The organism is Sphingomonas dokdonensis (assembly GCF_002197685.1).
In the GTDB taxonomy this organism is placed as follows: domain Bacteria; phylum Pseudomonadota; class Alphaproteobacteria; order Sphingomonadales; family Sphingomonadaceae; genus Sphingomonas; species Sphingomonas dokdonensis.
Window position 1 is genome coordinate 163,316 of the sequence record NZ_NBBI01000001.1, and the last position, 18,735, is coordinate 182,050.

The window sequence follows — 18,735 nt, forward strand, 5'->3', positions numbered from 1 at the left end:
CCTGCGGCTTAGCTGCCGAGCAGCTTCATCACGCCTTGCTGGCTCTGATTTGCCTGGGCGAGCATCGCTGTGGCGGCCTGTTTCAGGATCTGCGCTTTGGCGAGGTTGGTCGTCTCCTGCGAGAAGTCGGCGTCCTCGATGCGCGAGCGGGCGTCCTGCAGATTGGTGCTGGTGGTCGTGAGATTGCTGACGGTGGATTCCAGCCGGTTCGCCGCCGCGCCAAGGCCGGCGCGCACCCGCGTGATGTCGGTCATGAAGGTGTCGACCCGCTCCAGCGCATTCTGCGCGCGATAGACGTTCGAGATGTCAAACTCTTCCTCCAGCGAGAATTCGGCGTGGGCGGCGTAGACGAGATAGCGCGACGTATCGGCCCAGCTGTCGCCGGTGGCCTGGCGTACCGTTGTGCCGATATCGTCCTTGCCGATCGGCACGCCGGCGCGCCGCGCACCTGAAACATAGTCGTTGAAGGTGATGAGATGCTCGGCGGGTGAGGGATAGCCGGCCGGTGTTTGCAGCGGGTGCAGGCTATCCCGCGCAAAGGTGAGCGGCGTATTTTCGATGCTGACAGTGATCTTGTCCGCGGCATTGGCGCCGGCCTGAACATCGAACTTGACGCTGCGATCGGGTGCTGGCGTGTCCTGGTGCCAGTAATACAGGTTGGTGTCGAACAGCCGATTGCCGTTGAACGTGGCATCACCCATCGTGCGGGTGATCTGCCGCGCCAAGGCGCTCGCTTCCGTCTGCATGTTCGCACGGTCAGCATCGCTGTAGGTGCCGGACAGCGACTGGATCGTCAGCTCGCGGATGCGCTGGGCCATGTTGGTCACTTCATCGAGTGCACCTTCCGCCGTCTGCACCAGCGAGACGCCATCGACCGCGTTGCGCATGCCCTGGCGCATGCCCATGATCTGGGCCGTCATGCCCGAGGCGATGGCAAGGCCCGCGGCATCGTCCTTGGCGCTGTTGATCCGCTTGCCGGTCGACAGGCGCTCCATCGCGGTCGCGAGGCTGATGTCGGCGGTGCGCGTCGCGCTCATCGCGCGCAGCGCTGCGCCATTGGTGTTGATGACCGTCATGCTGTCCCTTTCGGGCGTCAGCTGACAGCATAATGGTTAATGCCTAGCTAACCATGTCACCTTTGCTGCAAGCGGGGCAGGCGGGATCCTTGGGCACGCGGATGTTCCGGAAGCGCAGGTCGAGGAGGTCGAGCAGGATCAGCCGCCCGGCCGGATCCTCACCGAAGGGCGCGACCGCGCGGATCGCCTCCAGGGCGGCCATGCTGCCGAGGATGCCGGTGACCGGCCCGAGCACGCCCTGTTCGGCGCAGGTCGCCTCGTCGCGATCGGGGGCATCGCCGACGAGGCAGCGGTAGCATGGCTTGTCCGCCTCCCATCCGCGATAGACCGCCAGCTGCCCCTCGAACTGGCCGACCGCCGCCGAGACGAGCGGAATGCGTTGGCGAAGCGCCGCGTCGGCGACCGCGAGGCGGGTTGCGAAATTGTCGCAACCGTCCACCACCACGGCGGCGCCCGCGATCAGATCGGCGGCATTGTCGGCCGTAATCCGGGCGGTGATCGGCGCCACGCTGACATGGGGGTTGTGCCGCGCCACGGCGGCGGCGGCCTGCGCTGCCTTTGGCGCGTCGATGTCCGCGGTGCCGAACAGGATCTGCCGCTGCAGGTTGGAGCGATCGACAACGTCATCGTCGATTACCACGAGGCGTCCGATGCCGGCGCCCGCCAGATAGGCGATCACCGGCGAGCCGATGCCGCCGGCGCCGATCACCACCGCCGTCGCCTGCTTCAGACGCCGCTGCCCGCCCCCGCCGATCTCCCGCAGGATGATCTGCCGGGCGTAGCGCGCGCGCTCCTCCTCGCCGAGCGTCACTGCCATGCGAAGGTGAGCGCGGTGCGATACCATTGATCGGCGCGTGGCGCCGCGACGTTGCTACGCGCCATGCGCATGACGAGGCCGGACGCATATTGCTCAACCGTGGGGCAGCCGATCGCATTCGGCCGCACGCCGCGCAGCCGCCCATCGGGCGCGACGAGCACGGCAAGGTCGATGCGCAGCGGGCTGTTGCCGCTGCACCGGCCGGCCTGCACTTCGTTTCGCACAAAGGCGGCCAGCGCGTTGGCGGCAGGGCGGGGCTGTCGCAGGCTCAGTTCGGGCAGGTGCGACCAATCGCTCGGCGGCACCATCGCTTCGGTGCCGGGCGCAACGAAATCGGTGGTGCCGCCAGTGGTGGCGGGTGTCTGGCTTAGAGCCAGCAGGAGGGAGAGTGCGATCATGGTTCGGTGATCCCCGATGTGCGCATGGCCGGCATCCTATCGGGCGTGGCGGCTATGCGTCCAGCAAGCGCGTGGCTTGCCGCTCTGCGCCGGTAACGCACGGGCGTGCGGCGCGGTGAAGGTCAGCTGGTGGCTAAGCCTGTGGAGCCGAACCCGCCGCCGCCCCGCGCGGTGGTGGCGCTCAGCGTATCAACGAAATCGAGCTCGGGGCGGATGATTGGTACGAACACAAGCTGCGCGATACGATCGCCCGGCTGGATGGTGAAAGGTTCGCTGCCTGGCGGCGTACGCAGCCAGGCGCTGACAAAGATCTGCGCGGTATAATCGGCGTCGATCAGGCCGACCGACTGGCCGAGGATCAGCCCCTTCTTGTGGCCGAGCCCGGAGCGCGCGAGAACCAGCGCGGCCATCTGCGGATCGTTCATCAACACCGCCATGCCCGACGGAATTAGCACCGCCGGCGCCTGCGGCTGCAGCACCAACGGCTCGTCGATGCAGGCGTGCAGGTCGATGCCGGCGGCCATGTCCGTCTGATAGCGTGGCAGCCCCCATTCGCGCAGCCGCGCGTCCAGGATCTGAACCTCGATCTTCTTCCGGCCTGACGTCATCTGAAATCTCTATGCTGTGTGGCCCATCCGGGCGCCGCGCCTTCCCAGCCCTCGGGCGAAAGCGCAAGCCGATCAGGGCCGGCCGCCCCATGCTCACGGTCAATGTGCGGAAAATGGCGCCCACGACAGTGGAGCGGGTGAAGGGAATCGAACCCTCGTCGTAAGCTTGGGAAGCTTCTGCTCTACCATTGAGCTACACCCGCCCATCACGGCGCGTGGAGGCGCACTGCCATGGTCGGGGCCGCGCCGTCAATCCAAATGCGAAGTGGGCTGGCCCGGGTTGTATTGCCGGTAGGACGGGCCGCGCGGTAGGTGGCGCACTCGATCTTCCCGACAGAGACATAGGCCATGCCGATCAAGCTCATCCTGCTCGATGCCGACGACACGTTGTGGCACAACATGCGGCACTTCGAGGTTGCCGAGCAGGCGTTCACCGGCTTGCTCGCCACCTTTGCCGAAGCGGGGATTGCGCGATCGACGCTGGCGACGATCGAGGAACGCAACCTGGCGCATTATGGCTATGGCGCGAAGAGCTTTACCCTGTCGATGATCGAGGCGGCGCTGGCGCTTGGGGGGGCGGATCTGCCGGTGGAGGCGATCGCCCGGATCCTGGAGACGGGGCGCAATCTGCTGCAACACCCCGTCGAGTTGCTGGATGGCGTTGGCGACACGATCGAGGCGCTCGCCGAACTTGGCGATCTGGTGCTGCTGACCAAGGGCGACTTGTTGCATCAGGAGATGAAGCTCGCCGCCTCGGGGCTCGGAATCCTTTTTTCCGCGGTGGAGATCGTGAGCGACAAGACGGTGGAGACGTTCCAGCGCCTGTTCGCGCGGCGCAGCGTCGATCCGGCCGAGGCGATCATGGCGGGCGATTCGCTGCGATCCGATATCCATCCCGCGCTGGCCGCCGGGGCATGGGCGGCGTTCGTCCCGCAGCCGTTGGCGTGGAGCCACGAGCATGCGGCGGAGCCTGTCGATCAGCCGCGCTATCGCCGGCTGGCGAGCCTTGGCGCGCTGCCGGCGCTGATCGCGGAGATCAACGCGATGTGATTGCGACCCTTACCGGAGCCCACGGCAGGTAGAAGAAAGCGCGCGCCGGCGAACGACGGCGCGCGCTCTGCGCCAACAATCAGCCCTTCTTGGCGGCGATGTAGCGGTTCACCTCTTCCTCGAGCACGTCGAGTGGGAGGGCGCCCTGGCTCAGCACGGCCTCGTGGAAATCGCGGATGTCGAGCCTGGGGCCGAGCTCGCGCTCCGCCTTCTGGCGCAGCTCTTTGATCTTCAGCATGCCGACCATGTAGCTGGTCGCCTGTCCGGGCCAGTTGAAGTAGCGATCCACCTCGCGCGCGATGTCGGTATCCGAGACCGAGCTGTTGTTCTTGAAATAGGCGATCGCCTTGTCGCGGTCCCAACGCTTGGCGTGGATGCCGGTGTCGAGCACCAGCCGGATCGCGCGCCAGACCTGGAGCGAGAGCATGCCGAAGCGGGCGTACGGGTCCTTGTAGATCCCCATTTCGTCCGCGAGCCGCTCCGAATAGAGGCCCCAGCCTTCCATATAGGCACCATAGCCGCCGAACTTGCGGAACTTGGGCAAGCCGGTCAGCTCCATCTGGCGGGCGATCTGGAAATGGTGACCCGGTGCGCCCTCATGCGCGGCGATGGCGTCCACCTGAACCTTCTGCGTCTGGTTCATGTCGACGAGGTTGACGTAATAGATGCCCGGCCGCGATCCGTCGGCGGAGGGTGGGTTGTAGAAGGCGGTGGGGGCGGTGCCCTCGCGCCATTTCTCGACCGCACGCACCTCCAGCGGTGCCTTGGGCAGGACGTGGAAGTAGCGCGGGGCGATGGCCATGACGGAGGCGATCACCCCGCGGGCGTCCTTCAGGTACTGATCGCGGCCAGCGTCGGTGTTCGGATATTTGAACTTCGGATCGGTGCGGATCTGTTCAAAGAACTGCTCCAGCGTGCCGGCGAAGCCGACCTGCTTCTTGATCGCTTCCATCTCCTGCCGGATCGCGGCGACCTGCTGCAGGCCGATTTCGTGGATCTGTTCGGCGGTGAGATTGGTGGTGGTCTCGTCCTTCAGGCGATCGTTATAGTAAGCGGCGCCGTCGGGGAGGTTCCAGGCGCCGAAATTGCCCTTCGACTTAGGCTCGATCTCGTCGAGCGCGACGAACAGCAGGTCGTAGCCGCGCTTGAACGGGCCGGTGAGCGCGGCGGCGGCATCGGCCAGCAGCTTCTGCTTGGTGGCGGCGGGCGCGTCGAGCGCGGCGACCTTTTTGCGGAAATCGGCCATCAGCGTCGAATCGGGCCCGCTGTCGAACGGCGCGCCGGTGACGACCTTGCGCGCATCGGCGCGCGCGGGGGCGAAGTTCACCTTGTTAGGAATGATGCCGGACGCGGCCTGATCGCGCATGGTAGCGGTGACTTCGCGCATCACGCGCTCCGCGTCGCGCAGTCGGGCGATGTAGGCCTCGGCGTCCGCAACGCTGTCGACCTTGTGGTTGTTGATGAGCAGGACCGGGATGTCGCCGGCGGGGCTGCCGTTGGTGGACACGGGGAAGCGCAGCTTTCGGAAGCGGTACGCCTCGCGTGCGCGCTCTACCTGATGCTCGAACAGGCGGTAGCTGACGCGTCCGCTCTCGCTAAGCTGGTCGGGTTTGAAGCGGGCATGCATCTCGGCCAGCTGCTTTTCGCTGAGCTCGAGCGCGCGCTTGGCGGCGGCCGGGGTGTAATCGTCGAGCCGGTCGTTGTTGGTCTTCAGCCCGAGATAGGTCTGCGATTCCGGGCTGAGCGCGGTTTGCGCGTCGAAGGCGGTGTCGAGGAACGTGAGCAGCGCGGCGTCCTGCGCGCCCGGCTGCGCGGTGACAGCGGCCTGGCTCGACGTCTGAAGGGGCGCGGCGCAGCCGGCGAGCGGCAGCAGCGGCAAGAGCAGCAGGGCAAGGGGGCGGCGCATTGGTATCTCCCGAAACTTTGTCGTGCTTGTTGCCGGTTAGGGAGAGCGGCGCAATGGCTAGCATCCTCCCCATCGCTGACGGGGAGGATGATTGGCGTCAGTTCTTCAGGCGGTAGCCGGTGCGGAAGATCCACCAGACCGTGCCGAGGCAGATGGCGAAGAAGGCCGCGGTCACCGCAAGGCTGGCGAGCGGCGACACGTCCGCCTGGCCGAAGAAGGTCCAGCGAAAGCCGTTGATGAGGTACGCAATGGGATTGAACAGCGTCACCGTGCGCCACGGCTCGGGCAGCATGTCGAGCGAGTAGAAGGCGCCGCCAAGGAAGGTGAGGGGGGTGACGATCAGCAGCGGGATGACCTGCAACTGCTCGAACCCCTTTGCCCAGATGCCCAGCACGAAGCCGAACAAGGAGAAGGTGCAGGCGACGAGGACGAGATAGGCCAGCATGATGACCGGGTGCTCGACCTGAACGTCGACGAACAGATTGGCGGTGACGAGGATGATGGCCGCCACCAGCATCGCCTTGGTCGCCGCCGCACCGACATAGCCCAGCACGGTCTCGAATGCCGACATGGGTGCGGAGAGCAGTTCGTAGATGGTGCCGGTGAAGCGCGGCATGTGGATGCCGAACGCGCCGTTGAACGTGCTTTCCTGAAACAGCGACAACATCATCAGGCCGGGCACGATGAAGCTGCCGTAGGGTATGCCGCTCACCTCGGTCATGCGTGAGCCGATCGCGGAGCCGAACACGATGAAATAGAGCGAGGTGGTGATGACCGGTACCGCCAGCCCAGTCCACAACGTGCGGCGGAAGCGGTGCATCTCGAAGCGATAGAGCGCCCAGACGCCCTGCCAGTTGAAGCGTGGGGCAGCCAGATGGGGGGAGTTCATGCGGCGCGCTTTCCATGGACGAGGCCGACGAAGATCTCTTCGAGCGAGCTCTGGTGCGTATTGAGATCGGAAAAGTTGATGCCGAGATCGCGCATCCTGGCGAGTAGCGAGGGCACGCCGGTGCGCTCGGCATGGCGATCGAAGACGTAGCGCAGCTCGCGGCCATCGGCGATCAGCTCCAGCTTCCAGTCGGCGAGTTCGGGCGGGATGGCGGCGAGCGGCTCGGCAAGCTGGACGGTGAGCTCCTTGCGACCGAGCTTCTTCATCAGCGCGTGCTTCTCCTCGACTAGCATCAGCTTGCCGCCGTCGATCACGCCGATGCGGTCGGCCATCTCCTCTGCCTCCTCGATGTAGTGGGTGGTGAGGATGATGGTGACGCCGCGCTCGCGCAGCTTGCGCACCATGTTCCACATGTCGCGGCGCAGCTCCACGTCGACACCGGCGGTGGGCTCGTCGAGGAACAGGATCTCGGGTTCGTGCGACAGTGCCTTGGCGATCATCACGCGGCGCTTCATGCCGCCCGACAGTTCCTTGATGATCGCGTCGCGCTTGTCCCACAACGACAGGTCGCGCAGCAGTTGCTCGATCAGCGCGGGGTCGGGCGAGCGGCCGAACAGGCCGCGGCTGAACCGCACGGTCGCGCCGACCGGCTCGAACGCGTCGGTGTTGAGTTCCTGCGGCACGAGGCCGATGCGCGAGCGCGCCTCGCGATAGGCGCGGACGTTATCGTGGCCGTCCACCGTCACGGTGCCGGCGGTGGCGGTGACCAGGCCGCAGATCGCGCCGATCAACGTCGTCTTGCCCGCGCCATTGGGGCCGAGCAGGGCGAAGATCTCGCCGCGGTTGATGTCGAGATCCACGCCCTTCAACGCCTGGTGGCCGGACGCATAGGTCTTTTCCAGACCCCTGATCGAGATGATCGGCTGCATGGTAACTCCTGCGCGCAAGGACGCGCGCGTGGTGGCGCCGCGAGGCGGGCGCCGGCGGTTATTTGGGGTCGGCGACGAGGACCGCAAGCCTGCTGCCGGTGCCGCTGGTCGCCAGCGTCTCGCGCGTGACGAGCATGGTGGCGCCAGGGGTGAGGATTGCCTCCACCTTCTGCCGGAAGCCGTCGGGCAGATGGCCTCTCGTCCGCTCTTCCGGCGATAGTTCGCTCCCGGCGGCGGTAGCGGGGCTGCCGGGCAGGGGCAGGCGGGTCCAGTGCGCGCCGGCGGCGTCGATCGCGCGGAGGTTGAACGCCTGCGTTGCGGTGATCGGCTGGTGCAGCATCAGCGGTGCGGCGCCGATCTGCTTGCCGTTACGCAGCACGACGACGCGGCGGTCGCGGCCGCTGACGATGATCGACACAGGGCCGGTGGGCGAGGCCTGCGGGTTCCAGGTGTAGGGCGCGGGGTTTCGGTGGCCGTCCGCGGGCGGTGCGGCAAGCGGATCGGGGGCGGGGGCGACTTCGGGCACCAGGCCTTCGTCGGTGATGACCACCGTCAGGCCGAGTTGCGTGACGCCGTACAGCGATTTGGCGAAGGCGAGCGGCAGGCGAACGCAGCCGTGGCTGGCGGGAAAGCCGGGCAGCGCGCCGGCGTGCAGCGCGATGCCGTCCCACGCCAGCCGCTGCATATAGGGCATGGGCGCGCCGTTGTAGATGTTCGACTTGTGATCGACCTGCTTCTGCAGGATCGTGAACACGCCGGTCGGCGTGGCATGGCCTTTCTTGCCAGACGAGACGGTGGTGACACCGATCGGCACGCCGTTGCGGTACACATAGGCGCGCTGCTTCTTGAGGCTGACGATCATCGTCACCGGGCCGGCGGGGGCGATCTGCGGCGCCCAGAGATATTGGCCCGGCTTCATCCGCTCGATCGCGCCCGGCTCTGTAATCGGAGCGGCAGACTGAGCGAGCGAGGGGACGGCCACCGCGAGCGCGGGGGTGAGCGTCAGCGACGCAAGCAGCGGGCGAAAGGTCGGCTTCAGCATGCCGAAATGATAAGGTCCCGCCGGTGTATGCACCAGCGGGACCTTATGAAATGCACGGCGAAAAGACGCCGGCCGTCTTACAGGTCGATCAGGATGCGCGTCGGGTCCTCGATCGCATTCTTCAGCGCGACCAGGAAAGTCACCGCTTCGCGGCCGTCGATCAGGCGGTGATCGTAGGAGAGCGCGAGGTACATCATCGGGCGGACGACGACCTGGCCGTTCACCACCACCGGGCGATCCTCGATGCGGTGCAGGCCGAGGACGGCGGACTGCGGCGGGTTGATGATCGGGGTGGACATCAGCGAGCCGAACACGCCGCCGTTGGAGATGGTGAAGGTGCCACCCTTCATCTCGTCCATCTTCAGCGTGCCTTCCTTGGCGCGCTTGCCAAAATCGCCGATCGTCTTTTCGATGCCCGCGACCGACAGGTCCTGCGCATCGCGGATCACCGGCACGACGAGCCCGCCGGGCGACGACACCGCGACCGAGATATCGGCATAATCGTGGTAGATGATCTCGTCGCCCTCGATCGAGGCGTTGACCGACGGGATGTCCTTCAGCGCCATGGTCGCGGCCTTCACGAAGAAGCCCATGAAGCCGAGGCGGACGCCGTGCTTCTTCTCGAACAGATCCTTGTACTTGGCGCGCGCCTCGATCACCGCGCTCATGTCGACGTCGTTGAACGTCGTCAGCATCGCGGCGGTGTTCTGCGCTTCCTTCAGGCGCTTGGCGATTGTCTGGCGCAGGCGCGTCATGCGCACGCGCTCTTCCTTGCGGCCGGTCGAGGCGGCGACCGACGGGGTTGGCGTCGCGGCCGGAGCGGACGGTGCACTGGCGGGGCGCGACGAGGCGGCGGCGGCGACATCGTCCTTGGTGATGCGGCCGTCGCGGCCGGTGCCCTTGATCGTTGCCGGGTCGACGCCATGCTCCAGCACCGCGCGACGCACCGAGGGGCTGAGCGCGGCGGGCGCGTTGCTGTCGACCGGCGTCGCGCCGTGGTTGCCATAGCCGCCCGCCGCGGGAGCAGGCTGGTCACCGGCGGGCGCATCGCCCTTCGGGCTTTCGGTGGCGGCGGGCTGTGGCGCGGGCGTGGCGGCGGGAGCGCCGTCACCGGCCTCGACCGTGGCGATCATCGCGCCGACCTGCACCGTGTCGCCCACGGCAACGGCATGCTGGCCCATCACGCCCGCGACGGGGCTCGGCACTTCCACCGACACCTTGTCGGTTTCGAGGCTGGCGATCGGCTCGTCCGCGGCGACCTTATCGCCCGGCTGCTTCAGCCATTCACCCAGCGTTGCTTCGGTGATCGATTCGCCCAGCGTGGGGACCAGAACTTCGGTTGCCATCTTTTCGCTTCCCTTGTTCCCCGGCGATGGCCGGGGTCCAGTTGCGAGACGCCTCGGGGAGAACGCATCGCGTGGTTACTTCTGTTCCGTAGCCGACCATCGCTGCCGACGGCCAGCTACGCTGTGCGTTACGACGCCGGCGTGCCGGCCTTCTTCGACGTGTCCGCACCGCGGGTACGGCGGATTTCCTCGCGGACATTGTGGCCGAGCGCGTCGGCGATCAGCGCGCCCTGCTCGGCCTGGTGTCGCTTCATCAGGCCGGTGGCGGGCGATGCCGCCGCCGCGCGACCGGCATAGCGCGGCCGCTTCACCGCGCAGCCGGCCTCGCCCAGCGCTTCCTCGATGAACGGTTCGACGAAGAACCAATAGCCGTTGTTGCGCGGTTCTTCCTGCGCCCAGACCACCTCTTCCAGGCTTGGCATGCGCGCGATACGCTTAGCGAGGGCCTCGATGGGGAAGGGGTAGAGCTGCTCGATACGGACGATCTGCGTGCCCGTGTCGCCAGCCGCATCGCGTGCCTCGATCAGGTCGTAGGAGACCTTGCCGGTGCACAGCACGAGCCGCTTGGTCGCCTCGTCCGGCGCACCGTTGGTGTCCGACAGGATACGACGGAAATGCGAGTTGCCGAGGAAGTCCGCCGTGCTCGACACCGCCAGCTTGTGCCGCAGCAGCGACTTCGGCGTCATGATGATCAGCGGCTTGCGGAACGGACGGTGCATCTGCCGGCGCAGGATGTGGAAGTAATTGGCCGGCGTGGTGCAGTTCGCGACCTGGATATTGTCCTGTGCGCACAGCTGAAGGAACCGCTCCGGGCGTGCCGAGCTGTGCTCGGGACCCTGACCCTCGTAGCCGTGCGGCAGCAGCATCACGAGGCCGTTGGCGCGCAGCCACTTTGCCTCGCCGCTCGCGATGAACTGATCGATCATGATCTGTGCGCCGTTGACGAAGTCGCCGAACTGCGCCTCCCACAACACCAGCGTCTTCGGATCGGCGAGCGCATAGCCGTATTCGAAGCCGAGCACGCCGTACTCGGAGAGCGGGCTGTCGAGCACCTCGAACTGGCCGTGCTCGATGTTCCACAGCGGCACGTAGCGCTTTTCGGTGTTCTGATCGATCCACACGGCATGCCGCTGCGAGAAGGTACCGCGGCCCGAATCCTGCCCCGACAGACGGACGCCATAGCCTTCCGACAGGAGCGAGCCATAAGCGAGCGCCTCGCCGGTTGCCCAATCGAAATTCTGGCCGGTCGCGAACATGTTGCGCTTGGCATCCAGCACGCGCGCCAGCGTCTTGTGGATCGCCAGGTCGTCGGGAACGGTGGTGAGTGTGCGGCCGATCGAATCGAACAGCTTCTGCTCGATCCCGGTCTCGACGCTGCGGCGCGCGGTCTCGGCATCGGCCGGGGCGTGCAGGCCCGACCAGCGGCCGGCGAACCAGTCCGCCTTGTTCGGCTTGTAGCTGGCGCCCGCCTCGAACTCGCCCTCGAGAAGCGTGGTGAACTGCTTGACGTTGTCGTCCACCCACGCCTGATCGACGACGCCCTGCTCGACAAGGCGCTTGCCGTAGATCTCGCTGACCGGCGGATGGCTGCGGATCGCCTTGTACATCAGCGGCTGGGTGAAGCCGGGCTCGTCGCCCTCGTTGTGGCCGAAGCGGCGGTAGCACCACATGTCGATCACGACGTCGCGGTGAAACTTCTGACGGAACTCGATCGCCATCTTGGTGGCGAAGGTGACCGCTTCGGGATCGTCGCCGTTGACGTGGAAGACCGGCGCCTGGACGCCCTTCGCGACGTCCGACGGATAGGGCGACGAGCGCGCGAATTGCGGGCTGGTCGTGAAGCCGATCTGGTTGTTGATGACGAAGTGGACGCAGCCGCCGGTGTTGTACCCGCGGATGCCGGAGAAGCCGAGGCACTCCCACACGATGCCCTGGCCCGCAAAGGCGGCATCGCCGTGGATCAGCACGGGCAGCGACTTGCAATGATCCTCAAGGTCGCCGGCGATCGTCTGGATCGCGCGCACCTTGCCGAGCACCACCGGATCCGCCGCCTCGAGATGCGACGGGTTGGCAACCAGCGACATGTGGACCTTCACGCCATCGAACTCGCGGTCGGTGGAGGTGCCCAGGTGATATTTGACGTCGCCCGACCCGCCGATGTCGTCCGGGTTGGCCGAGCCGCCGGCGAATTCGTGGAAGATGACGCGCAGCGGCTTGCCCATGACGTTGGCGAGCACGTTCAGGCGGCCGCGGTGCGCCATGCCGAACACGATCTCGTTCACGCCGGCCGCGCCGCCGTATTTGATGACGCTTTCCAGCGCCGGGATCATCGCCTCGCCGCCATCAAGCCCGAAGCGCTTCGTGCCGACGTACTTGCGGCCGAGGAACTTTTCCCACTGCTCGGCTTCGATGACCTTGTTCAGGATCGCCTTCTTGCCCTGGGCGGTGAAGTCGATCGCCTTGTCCTTGCCCTCCATGCGCTCCTGGAGGAAGCGGCGCTCCTCCACGTCGGCGATGTGCATGTATTCGAGGCCGACGTTGCCGCAATAATTGGCGCGCAGGATGTCGACGAGCTCGCGGATGGTGATCCACTGGAGTCCCATCGTGCCGCCCATGTAGACCGGGCGATCGATGTCGGCATCGGTGAAGCCGTGATATTCCGTCTTGAGGTCCGCCGGCAGCTCACGAATGGTGTTGAGGCCGAGCGGGTCCAGATTGGCGGCAAGGTGGCCGCGCACGCGATAGGTGCGCACCAGCAGCTGCGCACGGATCGAATCGCCGGCGGCGCGCAGGATCTCGTCCTGCGAGGGGGTGGGGGCTGCGGCGGCCGGGGCGGCGGGCTTGCCGCCCTTTTGCGGCTTGGGCGCCGGCTCCATCTGCGTCGGATCGAGCGCGGCGGTCAGATCATCGGTGGTGGACAGCGGCCAGCGCTCGTTGCGCCAGCTCGGCCCCGAGGTGCCGCCTTCCAGCCCCTCGAAGAACCCGCGCCAGCCCGGCTCGACGCTGTCGGGCGAGGCCTTGAAGCGCGTGTAGAGCGCTTCGATGAACGCGGGCGACACGCCGCCTGCGATGTCCGAGAAATCCTGACCTTCGTAGCCCATTGCCAACTCCAATCCCTCGCCGTCCGCAGGAGCGGAGAGGGTTGCGCAGACTTAGGCCAGCATGGCCTCAGTCGTAGCTGGGAGAGGGGCGGGCGGTTTCGTCAGAAACCGTGCCAGCCGTTCGGCTCGCTCGACCCCTCTCCAACTTCGCCTAAGCAACGAGTTGCCTAGGCTTCGTATCCTCGCCCCAGTTCAGGGGAGAGGACGTTACGTTACTTACCCAGCACCGACAGCAGCGTGGAGCCGAGCTCGCTCGGGCTTGCCGCCACCTTGATCCCGGCAGCTTCCATCGCCGCGATCTTGTCCTCGGCGCCGCCCTGGCCGCCCGACACGATCGCGCCGGCATGGCCCATGCGGCGGCCCGGAGGCGCCGTGCGGCCCGCGATGAAGCCGGCCATCGGCTTCTTGCGGCCACGCTTCGCTTCGTCGCGCAGGAACTGTGCCGCTTCTTCTTCGGCCGAACCACCGATTTCGCCGATCATGATGATGGACTCGGTCGCGTCGTCCGCGAGGAACAACTCCAGCACGTCGATGAAGTTGGTGCCGTTGACCGGATCGCCGCCGATGCCGACTGCGGTGGTCTGGCCAAGGCCCGCGTTCGAGGTCTGGAACACCGCCTCATAGGTCAGCGTGCCTGAGCGCGACACGACGCCGACCGAGCCCTTCTTGAAGATGTTGCCCGGCATGATGCCGATCTTGCACTCGCCTGGCGTCAGCACGCCCGGGCAGTTCGGGCCGATCAGGCGCGACTTGGAGCCGGAGAGCGCGCGCTTCACGCGCACCATGTCGAGCACCGGAATACCCTCGGTGATGCAGACGATCAGCGGCACCTGCGCATCGATCGCCTCAAGGATCGAATCCGCGGCGAAGGGCGGCGGGACGTAGATCACGCTGGCGTCGGCGCCGGTCTTGGTCACTGCCTCAGCAACCGTGTCGAACAGCGGCAGGCCGAGGTGCGTGCCACCACCCTTGCCGGGGGTGACGCCGGCGACCATCTGCGTGCCATAATCGAGCGCGGCCTGCGTGTGGAAGCTGCCGGTGTTGCCGGTCATGCCCTGGGTGATGACTTTGGTGTTCTTGTCGACGAGAATGCTCATGTCGTCTCCGTATGATCAACCCGGCGACGGCTGGCCGGTGGCCACGCCATCGCCGGGTGTAGAATTCAGCAGCTTACGCCAGGCTCTCGTCGATGCCCTTGCACGCGACGAGCAGTTCCTTGACCGCGTCGACCGATACCTGAAGGTTGCCCTTGGCCTCGTCGGACAGCTTGACCTCGACCACCTTCTCGACGCCGCCGGCGCCGATCATGACGGGCACGCCGACGTACAGATTATCGATGCCGTACTGGCCGGTCAGGTGTGCCGCGGCCGGCAGGATGCGCTTCTGGTCGTACAGATACGCTTCGGCCATCGCGATGCCGCTGGTGGCCGGGGCATAGTAAGCCGAGCCGGTCTTCAGCAGCGCGACGATCTCGCCGCCGCCGCCGCGCGTGCGCTTGATGATCTCGTCGACCTTCTCCTTGGTGGAGAAGCCCATTTCGATCAGGTCGGCAACGGGGATGCCCGACACCGTCGAATATTCCAGCACCGGCACCATCGTGTCGCCGTGACCGCCGAGGACGAAGGTGTTCACGTCCTTGACCGAGACCTTGAACTCTTCCGCCAGGAAGTGGCTGAAGCGCGCCGAGTCCAGCACGCCGGCCATGCCGACGACCTTGTTGTGCGGCAGGCCGGAGAATTCGCGCAGTGCCCAGACCATCGCGTCGAGCGGGTTGGTGATGCAGATCACGAACGCGTCGGGCGCGTTGTCGCGGATGCCCTCGCCGACGGCCTTCATCACCTTCAGGTTGATGCCGAGCAGGTCGTCGCGGCTCATGCCGGGCTTGCGGGCGACACCGGCGGTGACGATGATCACGTCGGCGCCAGCAATGTCCTTATAGTCGTTCGAGCCGATGATGGTGGCATCGAAGCCCTCGACCGGGCCGCACTGCGACAGGTCAAGCGCCTTGCCCTGCGGCACGCCTTCGACCACGTCGAACAGGACGATATCGCCGAGCCCCTTGAGGGCAGCCAGGTGCGCGAGCGTGCCGCCGATGTTGCCGGCGCCGATAAGCGCGATCTTCTTGCGGGCCATCCAATCCCCTTTCCGTAACGTGAGGTCGTGATTGGAGAGGTCGGGTACGCCCTTTGGGCGACCGGCACAAGCCACTAAAGCCCGAAAGAAGGCTTTTAAAAGATATCCGTTCGCAATAGCAATAGGCGAGTGTCAGCCGGTGCCGTGACCCTCGGCGAGATATTCTTCAGAGCGCATTTCCTCAAGCCGGCTGACGGTGCGCTGAAACTCAAAGCGGCCGTCCCCGGCCGGATAGAGGGCGTCCGGCTCGGCGTCGGCAGCCGCGAGCAGCTTCACCTTATGCTCGTAGAGTGCGTCGATGAGGCTGACGAAGCGGGCGGCTTCGTTGCGGTTTTCCGGGCCGAGGGTTGGGATGCCGACGAGGATCACGGTGTGAAAGCGACGGGCGACCGCAAGGTAGTCGGCGCTGCCGCGCGCCTCGCCACATAGCTTCTTGAAACTGAATACGGCGACGCCCTTCAGCGATTTGGGCACGCGCAATGTGCGCCCCTGAACGATGATCTCCTCGCTTGGCACATGCTCGCGATCTTCGGGTGGATAGTCGGTAAGGCGGAAGAAGGCAGCGGACAGTTCGGCGGTCGCGACGGGGCCATTGGGCACCAGCCAGGTGTTCTGCTGCCCCAGACGGTCGCGGCGATAATCGACCGGGCCGTTGAGCGCGAGCACGTCCATCCGATCCTGGATCAGCGCGATAAAGGGGAGGAAATGCTCGCGGTTGAGACCGTTCTTGTAGAGATCGGTCGGCACGCGGTTGCTGGTCGTCACCACCGTCACGCCTGCTTCGATCATCGCGGTGAACAGGCGCGAGAGGATCATGGCGTCAGGCGAGTTGTTGACGATCATCTCGTCGAACGCGAGCAGGCGTGCTTCCTCGGCCAGCGCGGCGGCGACGGGGAGGATGGGATCGCCCTGCTCCTTGCGCCGCTCGGCCGCGATCCGCTCGTGCACCTCCAGCATGAATTCGCCGAAATGGACGCGGCGCTTCTGCGCGACATTCACGTTGGCGTAGAACAGATCCATCAGCATGGATTTGCCGCGGCCCACGTCGCCCCACATGTAGATGCCGCGCGCGGGCACTACCTTTTTGCGGAAGAACCCCGTGGTGCGCGGGTTTTCCAGCTCCTGGGCGAGTGCGTCGAGCCGCGCGGCGGCGGCGGCCTGTTCGGGGTCGGGGCGCAGTTCGCCGCCAGCGATCAGGGCTTCATAGGCTTGTAGGACTGCGGCCACCGTTCTTCCTTCGTCATGCCAGGCTGGTCGCGGCATTCAGGGTGCCGCGAACCCGGCGGGGCCGCTCCTGCGGCACACTGGATGCCGGCACAAGGCCGGCATGACGGGCAGGGGCGGCGAGGCTTACTTCTTCGTCGGCTTGCGGATCGTGCCGGAGAACTCGGCCACGGGCCCCGCGTCCTGCACCACCAGGCCGCGCATGAAGAGCAGGCGTCCCGTTTCGCGCAGCAGTTCCACTCGCGCCTCCAGCATCTCGTCGATCCGCCCGGCGCCCATGAAGTGCGTGTTGAGATCCAGCGTCACCGCCGTGCCAGCCGCGATCAGGCCGAAGCTGCGCGCCGCGGCGAACAGTGCGACGTCGATGAAGCCGAGCATCGCGCCGCCGTGCACGTTATTGCCCAAATTGGAATGGCGGCGTTCGGGCAGCATCCGCACGCGGCAGGTGCCGTCCTCGACCCGCACCATCATGTCACCGAGGAAGGTGTTGTAGCGATCCGAATTCTTCAGGCCCCAGCGTTTCCAGCCGGGGTGGTCGGGATGATCCTCGTAGTGGAATTCGGGCTTTTCGATCATCAAACCGTTCGTCCTGAGCTCGTCAAAGGACGGGTCATCAACGACACCGTCTATGGGACGTGCTTCGACAGGCTCAGCACGAACGGGGAGGAGGGCAGGGCGCCACTCCTCCGCCGCGTCAGAGGACGCGCTCTACTTCCATTTTCTTGATTTCCGCGATCGCCTTGGCGGGCGACAGCCCCTTCGGGCAGGCGTTCGCGCAGTTCATGATGGTGTGGCAGCGATACAGGCGGAACGGATCCTCCAGCTCGTCGAGCCGCTCGCCGGTCATCTCGTCGCGGCTGTCGGCCAGCCAGCGGTACGCCTGAAGCAGGATCGCCGGGCCGAGGAACTTGTCCGAATTCCACCAATAGCTGGGGCATGAGGTCGAGCAGCAGGCGCACAGGATGCACTCATACAGCCCGTCGAGCTTCGCGCGGTCGTCGGGCGACTGGAGCCGCTCCTTGCCCGCGGGCGGCGGGGTGACGGTCTTCAGCCACGGCTGGATCGAGGCATATTGTGCGTAGAAGTGCGTGAAGTCGGGCACCAGGTCCTTGATCACGTCCATCGCGGGCAGCGGCGTGATCTTGATCTCGCCCTTCACGTCCTCGATCGCGGTGGTGCAGGCGAGGCCGTTCTTGCCGTCGATATTCATCGAGCAGGAGCCGCAAATGCCTTCGCGGCACGAACGACGAAACGTCAGCGACGAATCCTGCTCGCTCTTGATCTTGATCAGCGCGTCGAGGACCATCGGACCACATTCGTCGAGGTTCACCTCGAACGTGTCGTAGCGCGGGTTTTCACCGCTGTCTGGGTCGTAGCGATACACCTTGAAGTTGCGCATCGTGCCGCCGGGTTCGGCCGACGGGATCTTGCGACCGCCCTTGATCTTGCTGTTTGCCGGCAGGGTGAATTCGGCCATGGTACGGTCCCGCTTTCTTTTGGACAGCGCCGGGACGAGAACCCGTCCCGCGCACGATTGCGCCCCAGATACATAACCGGGGGCAAGGTCGCAAATGGAAGCGACGTATTCCGCGACAATCAGATGATGTCGAGCACCAGCCCGAGATCGCGTGCTTCCTCCGCCTCGATATACCAGTTCGACGGCGCCTTGGCTTTCAGATGGTCGAGCGACACGTTGGTGCCTTTCACCAGCGCGGCGAACCCCTCGTCCTGGATGCGGATCGAATCCTGGATCTCGTTCAGCTTGGCAAGCAGCACGGGGGCGAGCGTGTTGAGCGGGCCGGACAGGTTGACCGTCGAGTTCATGATCCGCTCGTGGATCATCAGCCGCGACCCGCGCGTCAGGAAGCGCTTGTCGGCGGGGAAGGCGGACATGAAGGTCGCGCCGGCGGAATAGACCGCCACCTTGCCGAGGAACAGCGTTTCGCGCCCGCTATACTCGCGCAGCAGGCGGATCGTGTCGCCCATGGCGCGTGCCATCTCCGGATCGCCCCCCAACGTGGTGATCGACACCACTAGCGGCCCATCGCCGGTGGCATTGGCGAGCTGGCTGTTGAAGGTGTTGTACATGGCATCGTCTACCACGCCGTGCAGCTGGATGTGCGGATTGGCGAGGAGCGGATAGTCGGTGGCGTTGCTGTTCGTCATGGCGCGGCGAACCCGGCGGGACGGCCGGGGTTCCCGTTTCGCGCGAAAAT

17 protein-coding genes and 1 tRNA gene are annotated in these 18,735 nt (G+C 66.0%); 1 reads left to right on the top strand and 17 read right to left on the bottom strand.

From position 1 onward, the window contains the following. Positions 1-8: 8 nt before the first annotated feature. The 5 genes from SPDO_RS17070 to SPDO_RS00755 all read right to left on the bottom strand — a co-directional run bounded on the left by SPDO_RS17070 (position 9) and on the right by SPDO_RS00755 (position 3,102). A complete protein-coding gene (locus SPDO_RS17070) occupies positions 9-1,076 on the bottom strand; it encodes a flagellin N-terminal helical domain-containing protein (RefSeq protein WP_245828949.1) in 1,068 nt (355 codons plus the stop codon). A gap of 43 nt (positions 1,077-1,119) precedes the next feature. Next, positions 1,120-1,893, bottom strand: a complete 774-nt coding sequence (locus tag SPDO_RS00740) for a HesA/MoeB/ThiF family protein (RefSeq protein WP_425441899.1) — start codon at positions 1,891-1,893, stop codon at positions 1,120-1,122. Beyond that, entirely contained in the window at positions 1,884-2,291 is a 408-nt protein-coding gene (locus SPDO_RS00745; protein WP_088365556.1) for a hypothetical protein, read from the bottom strand. Before SPDO_RS00745 ends, SPDO_RS00740 begins: the two co-directional genes overlap by 10 nt. Positions 2,292-2,413: 122 nt before the next feature. After that, entirely contained in the window at positions 2,414-2,899 is a 486-nt protein-coding gene (dut, locus tag SPDO_RS00750) for a dUTP diphosphatase (protein WP_088365557.1), read from the bottom strand. A 129-nt stretch (positions 2,900-3,028) separates the two neighbouring features. Beyond that, positions 3,029-3,102: transfer RNA gene (locus tag SPDO_RS00755), tRNA-Gly, on the bottom strand. A 145-nt stretch (positions 3,103-3,247) separates the two neighbouring features. On the opposite strand from SPDO_RS00755, the gene SPDO_RS00760 reads away from it, so the two are divergent. Continuing rightward, positions 3,248-3,949: an HAD family hydrolase gene (locus tag SPDO_RS00760; RefSeq protein WP_088365558.1), complete on the top strand. Its 702-nt coding sequence runs from the start codon at positions 3,248-3,250 to the stop codon at positions 3,947-3,949. Positions 3,950-4,028: 79 nt separating this feature from the next. Here the strand turns inward: SPDO_RS00760 and SPDO_RS00765 are convergent, their stop codons facing one another. From SPDO_RS00765 to SPDO_RS00820, 12 genes are all read right to left on the bottom strand, one after another. Further along, complete coding sequence (locus tag SPDO_RS00765; protein WP_088365559.1) at positions 4,029-5,855, bottom strand: DUF885 domain-containing protein; 1,827 nt, start codon at positions 5,853-5,855, stop codon at positions 4,029-4,031. 97 nt (positions 5,856-5,952) lie between these two features. Further along, positions 5,953-6,744 (bottom strand): ABC transporter permease, encoded by a 792-nt coding sequence (locus SPDO_RS00770; RefSeq protein WP_088365560.1) that lies wholly within the window; start codon positions 6,742-6,744, stop codon positions 5,953-5,955. Next, entirely contained in the window at positions 6,741-7,673 is a 933-nt protein-coding gene (locus SPDO_RS00775; protein ID WP_088365561.1) for an ABC transporter ATP-binding protein, read from the bottom strand. The genes SPDO_RS00770 and SPDO_RS00775 overlap by 4 nt, the downstream gene beginning before the upstream one ends. Before the next feature lie 58 nt (positions 7,674-7,731). Further along, the gene (locus tag SPDO_RS00780; protein ID WP_088365562.1) at positions 7,732-8,715 is read right to left on the bottom strand and encodes a L,D-transpeptidase; all 984 of its coding nucleotides are present in this window, start codon (positions 8,713-8,715) and stop codon (positions 7,732-7,734) included. A 77-nt stretch (positions 8,716-8,792) separates the two neighbouring features. Next, entirely contained in the window at positions 8,793-10,061 is a 1,269-nt protein-coding gene (gene odhB / locus SPDO_RS00785) for a 2-oxoglutarate dehydrogenase complex dihydrolipoyllysine-residue succinyltransferase (RefSeq protein WP_088365563.1), read from the bottom strand. Between the two features lie 128 nt (positions 10,062-10,189). After that, positions 10,190-13,162 carry a 2-oxoglutarate dehydrogenase E1 component gene (locus SPDO_RS00790; protein ID WP_088365564.1) on the bottom strand — a complete coding sequence of 991 codons (2,973 nt, stop codon included), beginning with the start codon at positions 13,160-13,162 and terminating at the stop codon, positions 10,190-10,192. Between the two features lie 212 nt (positions 13,163-13,374). Beyond that, the gene (sucD, locus tag SPDO_RS00795) at positions 13,375-14,259 is read right to left on the bottom strand and encodes a succinate--CoA ligase subunit alpha (RefSeq protein WP_088365565.1); all 885 of its coding nucleotides are present in this window, start codon (positions 14,257-14,259) and stop codon (positions 13,375-13,377) included. Between the two features lie 73 nt (positions 14,260-14,332). Further along, positions 14,333-15,295, bottom strand: coding sequence for a malate dehydrogenase (gene mdh / locus SPDO_RS00800; protein WP_088365566.1), 963 nt, complete (start codon positions 15,293-15,295; stop codon positions 14,333-14,335). Positions 15,296-15,427: 132 nt separating this feature from the next. Further along, entirely contained in the window at positions 15,428-16,522 is a 1,095-nt protein-coding gene (gene zapE, locus SPDO_RS00805) for a cell division protein ZapE (protein ID WP_088365567.1), read from the bottom strand. 123 nt (positions 16,523-16,645) lie between these two features. Further along, a complete protein-coding gene (locus tag SPDO_RS00810) occupies positions 16,646-17,095 on the bottom strand; it encodes a PaaI family thioesterase (RefSeq protein ID WP_088365568.1) in 450 nt (149 codons plus the stop codon). Between the two features lie 118 nt (positions 17,096-17,213). Then, positions 17,214-17,996: a succinate dehydrogenase iron-sulfur subunit gene (locus SPDO_RS00815; RefSeq protein WP_088365569.1), complete on the bottom strand. Its 783-nt coding sequence runs from the start codon at positions 17,994-17,996 to the stop codon at positions 17,214-17,216. A 119-nt stretch (positions 17,997-18,115) separates the two neighbouring features. After that, positions 18,116-18,685, bottom strand: coding sequence for a ClpP family protease (locus SPDO_RS00820; protein ID WP_088365570.1), 570 nt, complete (start codon positions 18,683-18,685; stop codon positions 18,116-18,118). Positions 18,686-18,735: the final 50 nt, after the last annotated feature.

What these genes read in the sequence shown, in the direction of transcription:
- SPDO_RS17070 (WP_245828949.1), bottom strand. Translation starts at nt 1,076, where the DNA reads ATGACGGTCATCAACACCAATGGCGCAGCGCTGCGCGCGATGAGCGCG.
- SPDO_RS00740 (WP_425441899.1), bottom strand. Translation starts at nt 1,893, where the DNA reads ATGGCAGTGACGCTCGGCGAGGAGGAGCGCGCGCGCTACGCCCGGCAG.
- SPDO_RS00745 (WP_088365556.1), bottom strand. Translation starts at nt 2,291, where the DNA reads ATGATCGCACTCTCCCTCCTGCTGGCTCTAAGCCAGACACCCGCCACC.
- dut (WP_088365557.1), bottom strand. Translation starts at nt 2,899, where the DNA reads ATGACGTCAGGCCGGAAGAAGATCGAGGTTCAGATCCTGGACGCGCGG.
- SPDO_RS00760 (WP_088365558.1), top strand. Translation starts at nt 3,248, where the DNA reads ATGCCGATCAAGCTCATCCTGCTCGATGCCGACGACACGTTGTGGCAC.
- SPDO_RS00765 (WP_088365559.1), bottom strand. Translation starts at nt 5,855, where the DNA reads ATGCGCCGCCCCCTTGCCCTGCTGCTCTTGCCGCTGCTGCCGCTCGCC.
- SPDO_RS00770 (WP_088365560.1), bottom strand. Translation starts at nt 6,744, where the DNA reads ATGAACTCCCCCCATCTGGCTGCCCCACGCTTCAACTGGCAGGGCGTC.
- SPDO_RS00775 (WP_088365561.1), bottom strand. Translation starts at nt 7,673, where the DNA reads ATGCAGCCGATCATCTCGATCAGGGGTCTGGAAAAGACCTATGCGTCC.
- SPDO_RS00780 (WP_088365562.1), bottom strand. Translation starts at nt 8,715, where the DNA reads ATGCTGAAGCCGACCTTTCGCCCGCTGCTTGCGTCGCTGACGCTCACC.
- odhB (WP_088365563.1), bottom strand. Translation starts at nt 10,061, where the DNA reads ATGGCAACCGAAGTTCTGGTCCCCACGCTGGGCGAATCGATCACCGAA.
- SPDO_RS00790 (WP_088365564.1), bottom strand. Translation starts at nt 13,162, where the DNA reads ATGGGCTACGAAGGTCAGGATTTCTCGGACATCGCAGGCGGCGTGTCG.
- sucD (WP_088365565.1), bottom strand. Translation starts at nt 14,259, where the DNA reads ATGAGCATTCTCGTCGACAAGAACACCAAAGTCATCACCCAGGGCATG.
- mdh (WP_088365566.1), bottom strand. Translation starts at nt 15,295, where the DNA reads ATGGCCCGCAAGAAGATCGCGCTTATCGGCGCCGGCAACATCGGCGGC.
- SPDO_RS00810 (WP_088365568.1), bottom strand. Translation starts at nt 17,095, where the DNA reads ATGATCGAAAAGCCCGAATTCCACTACGAGGATCATCCCGACCACCCC.
- SPDO_RS00815 (WP_088365569.1), bottom strand. Translation starts at nt 17,996, where the DNA reads ATGGCCGAATTCACCCTGCCGGCAAACAGCAAGATCAAGGGCGGTCGC.
- SPDO_RS00820 (WP_088365570.1), bottom strand. Translation starts at nt 18,685, where the DNA reads ATGACGAACAGCAACGCCACCGACTATCCGCTCCTCGCCAATCCGCAC.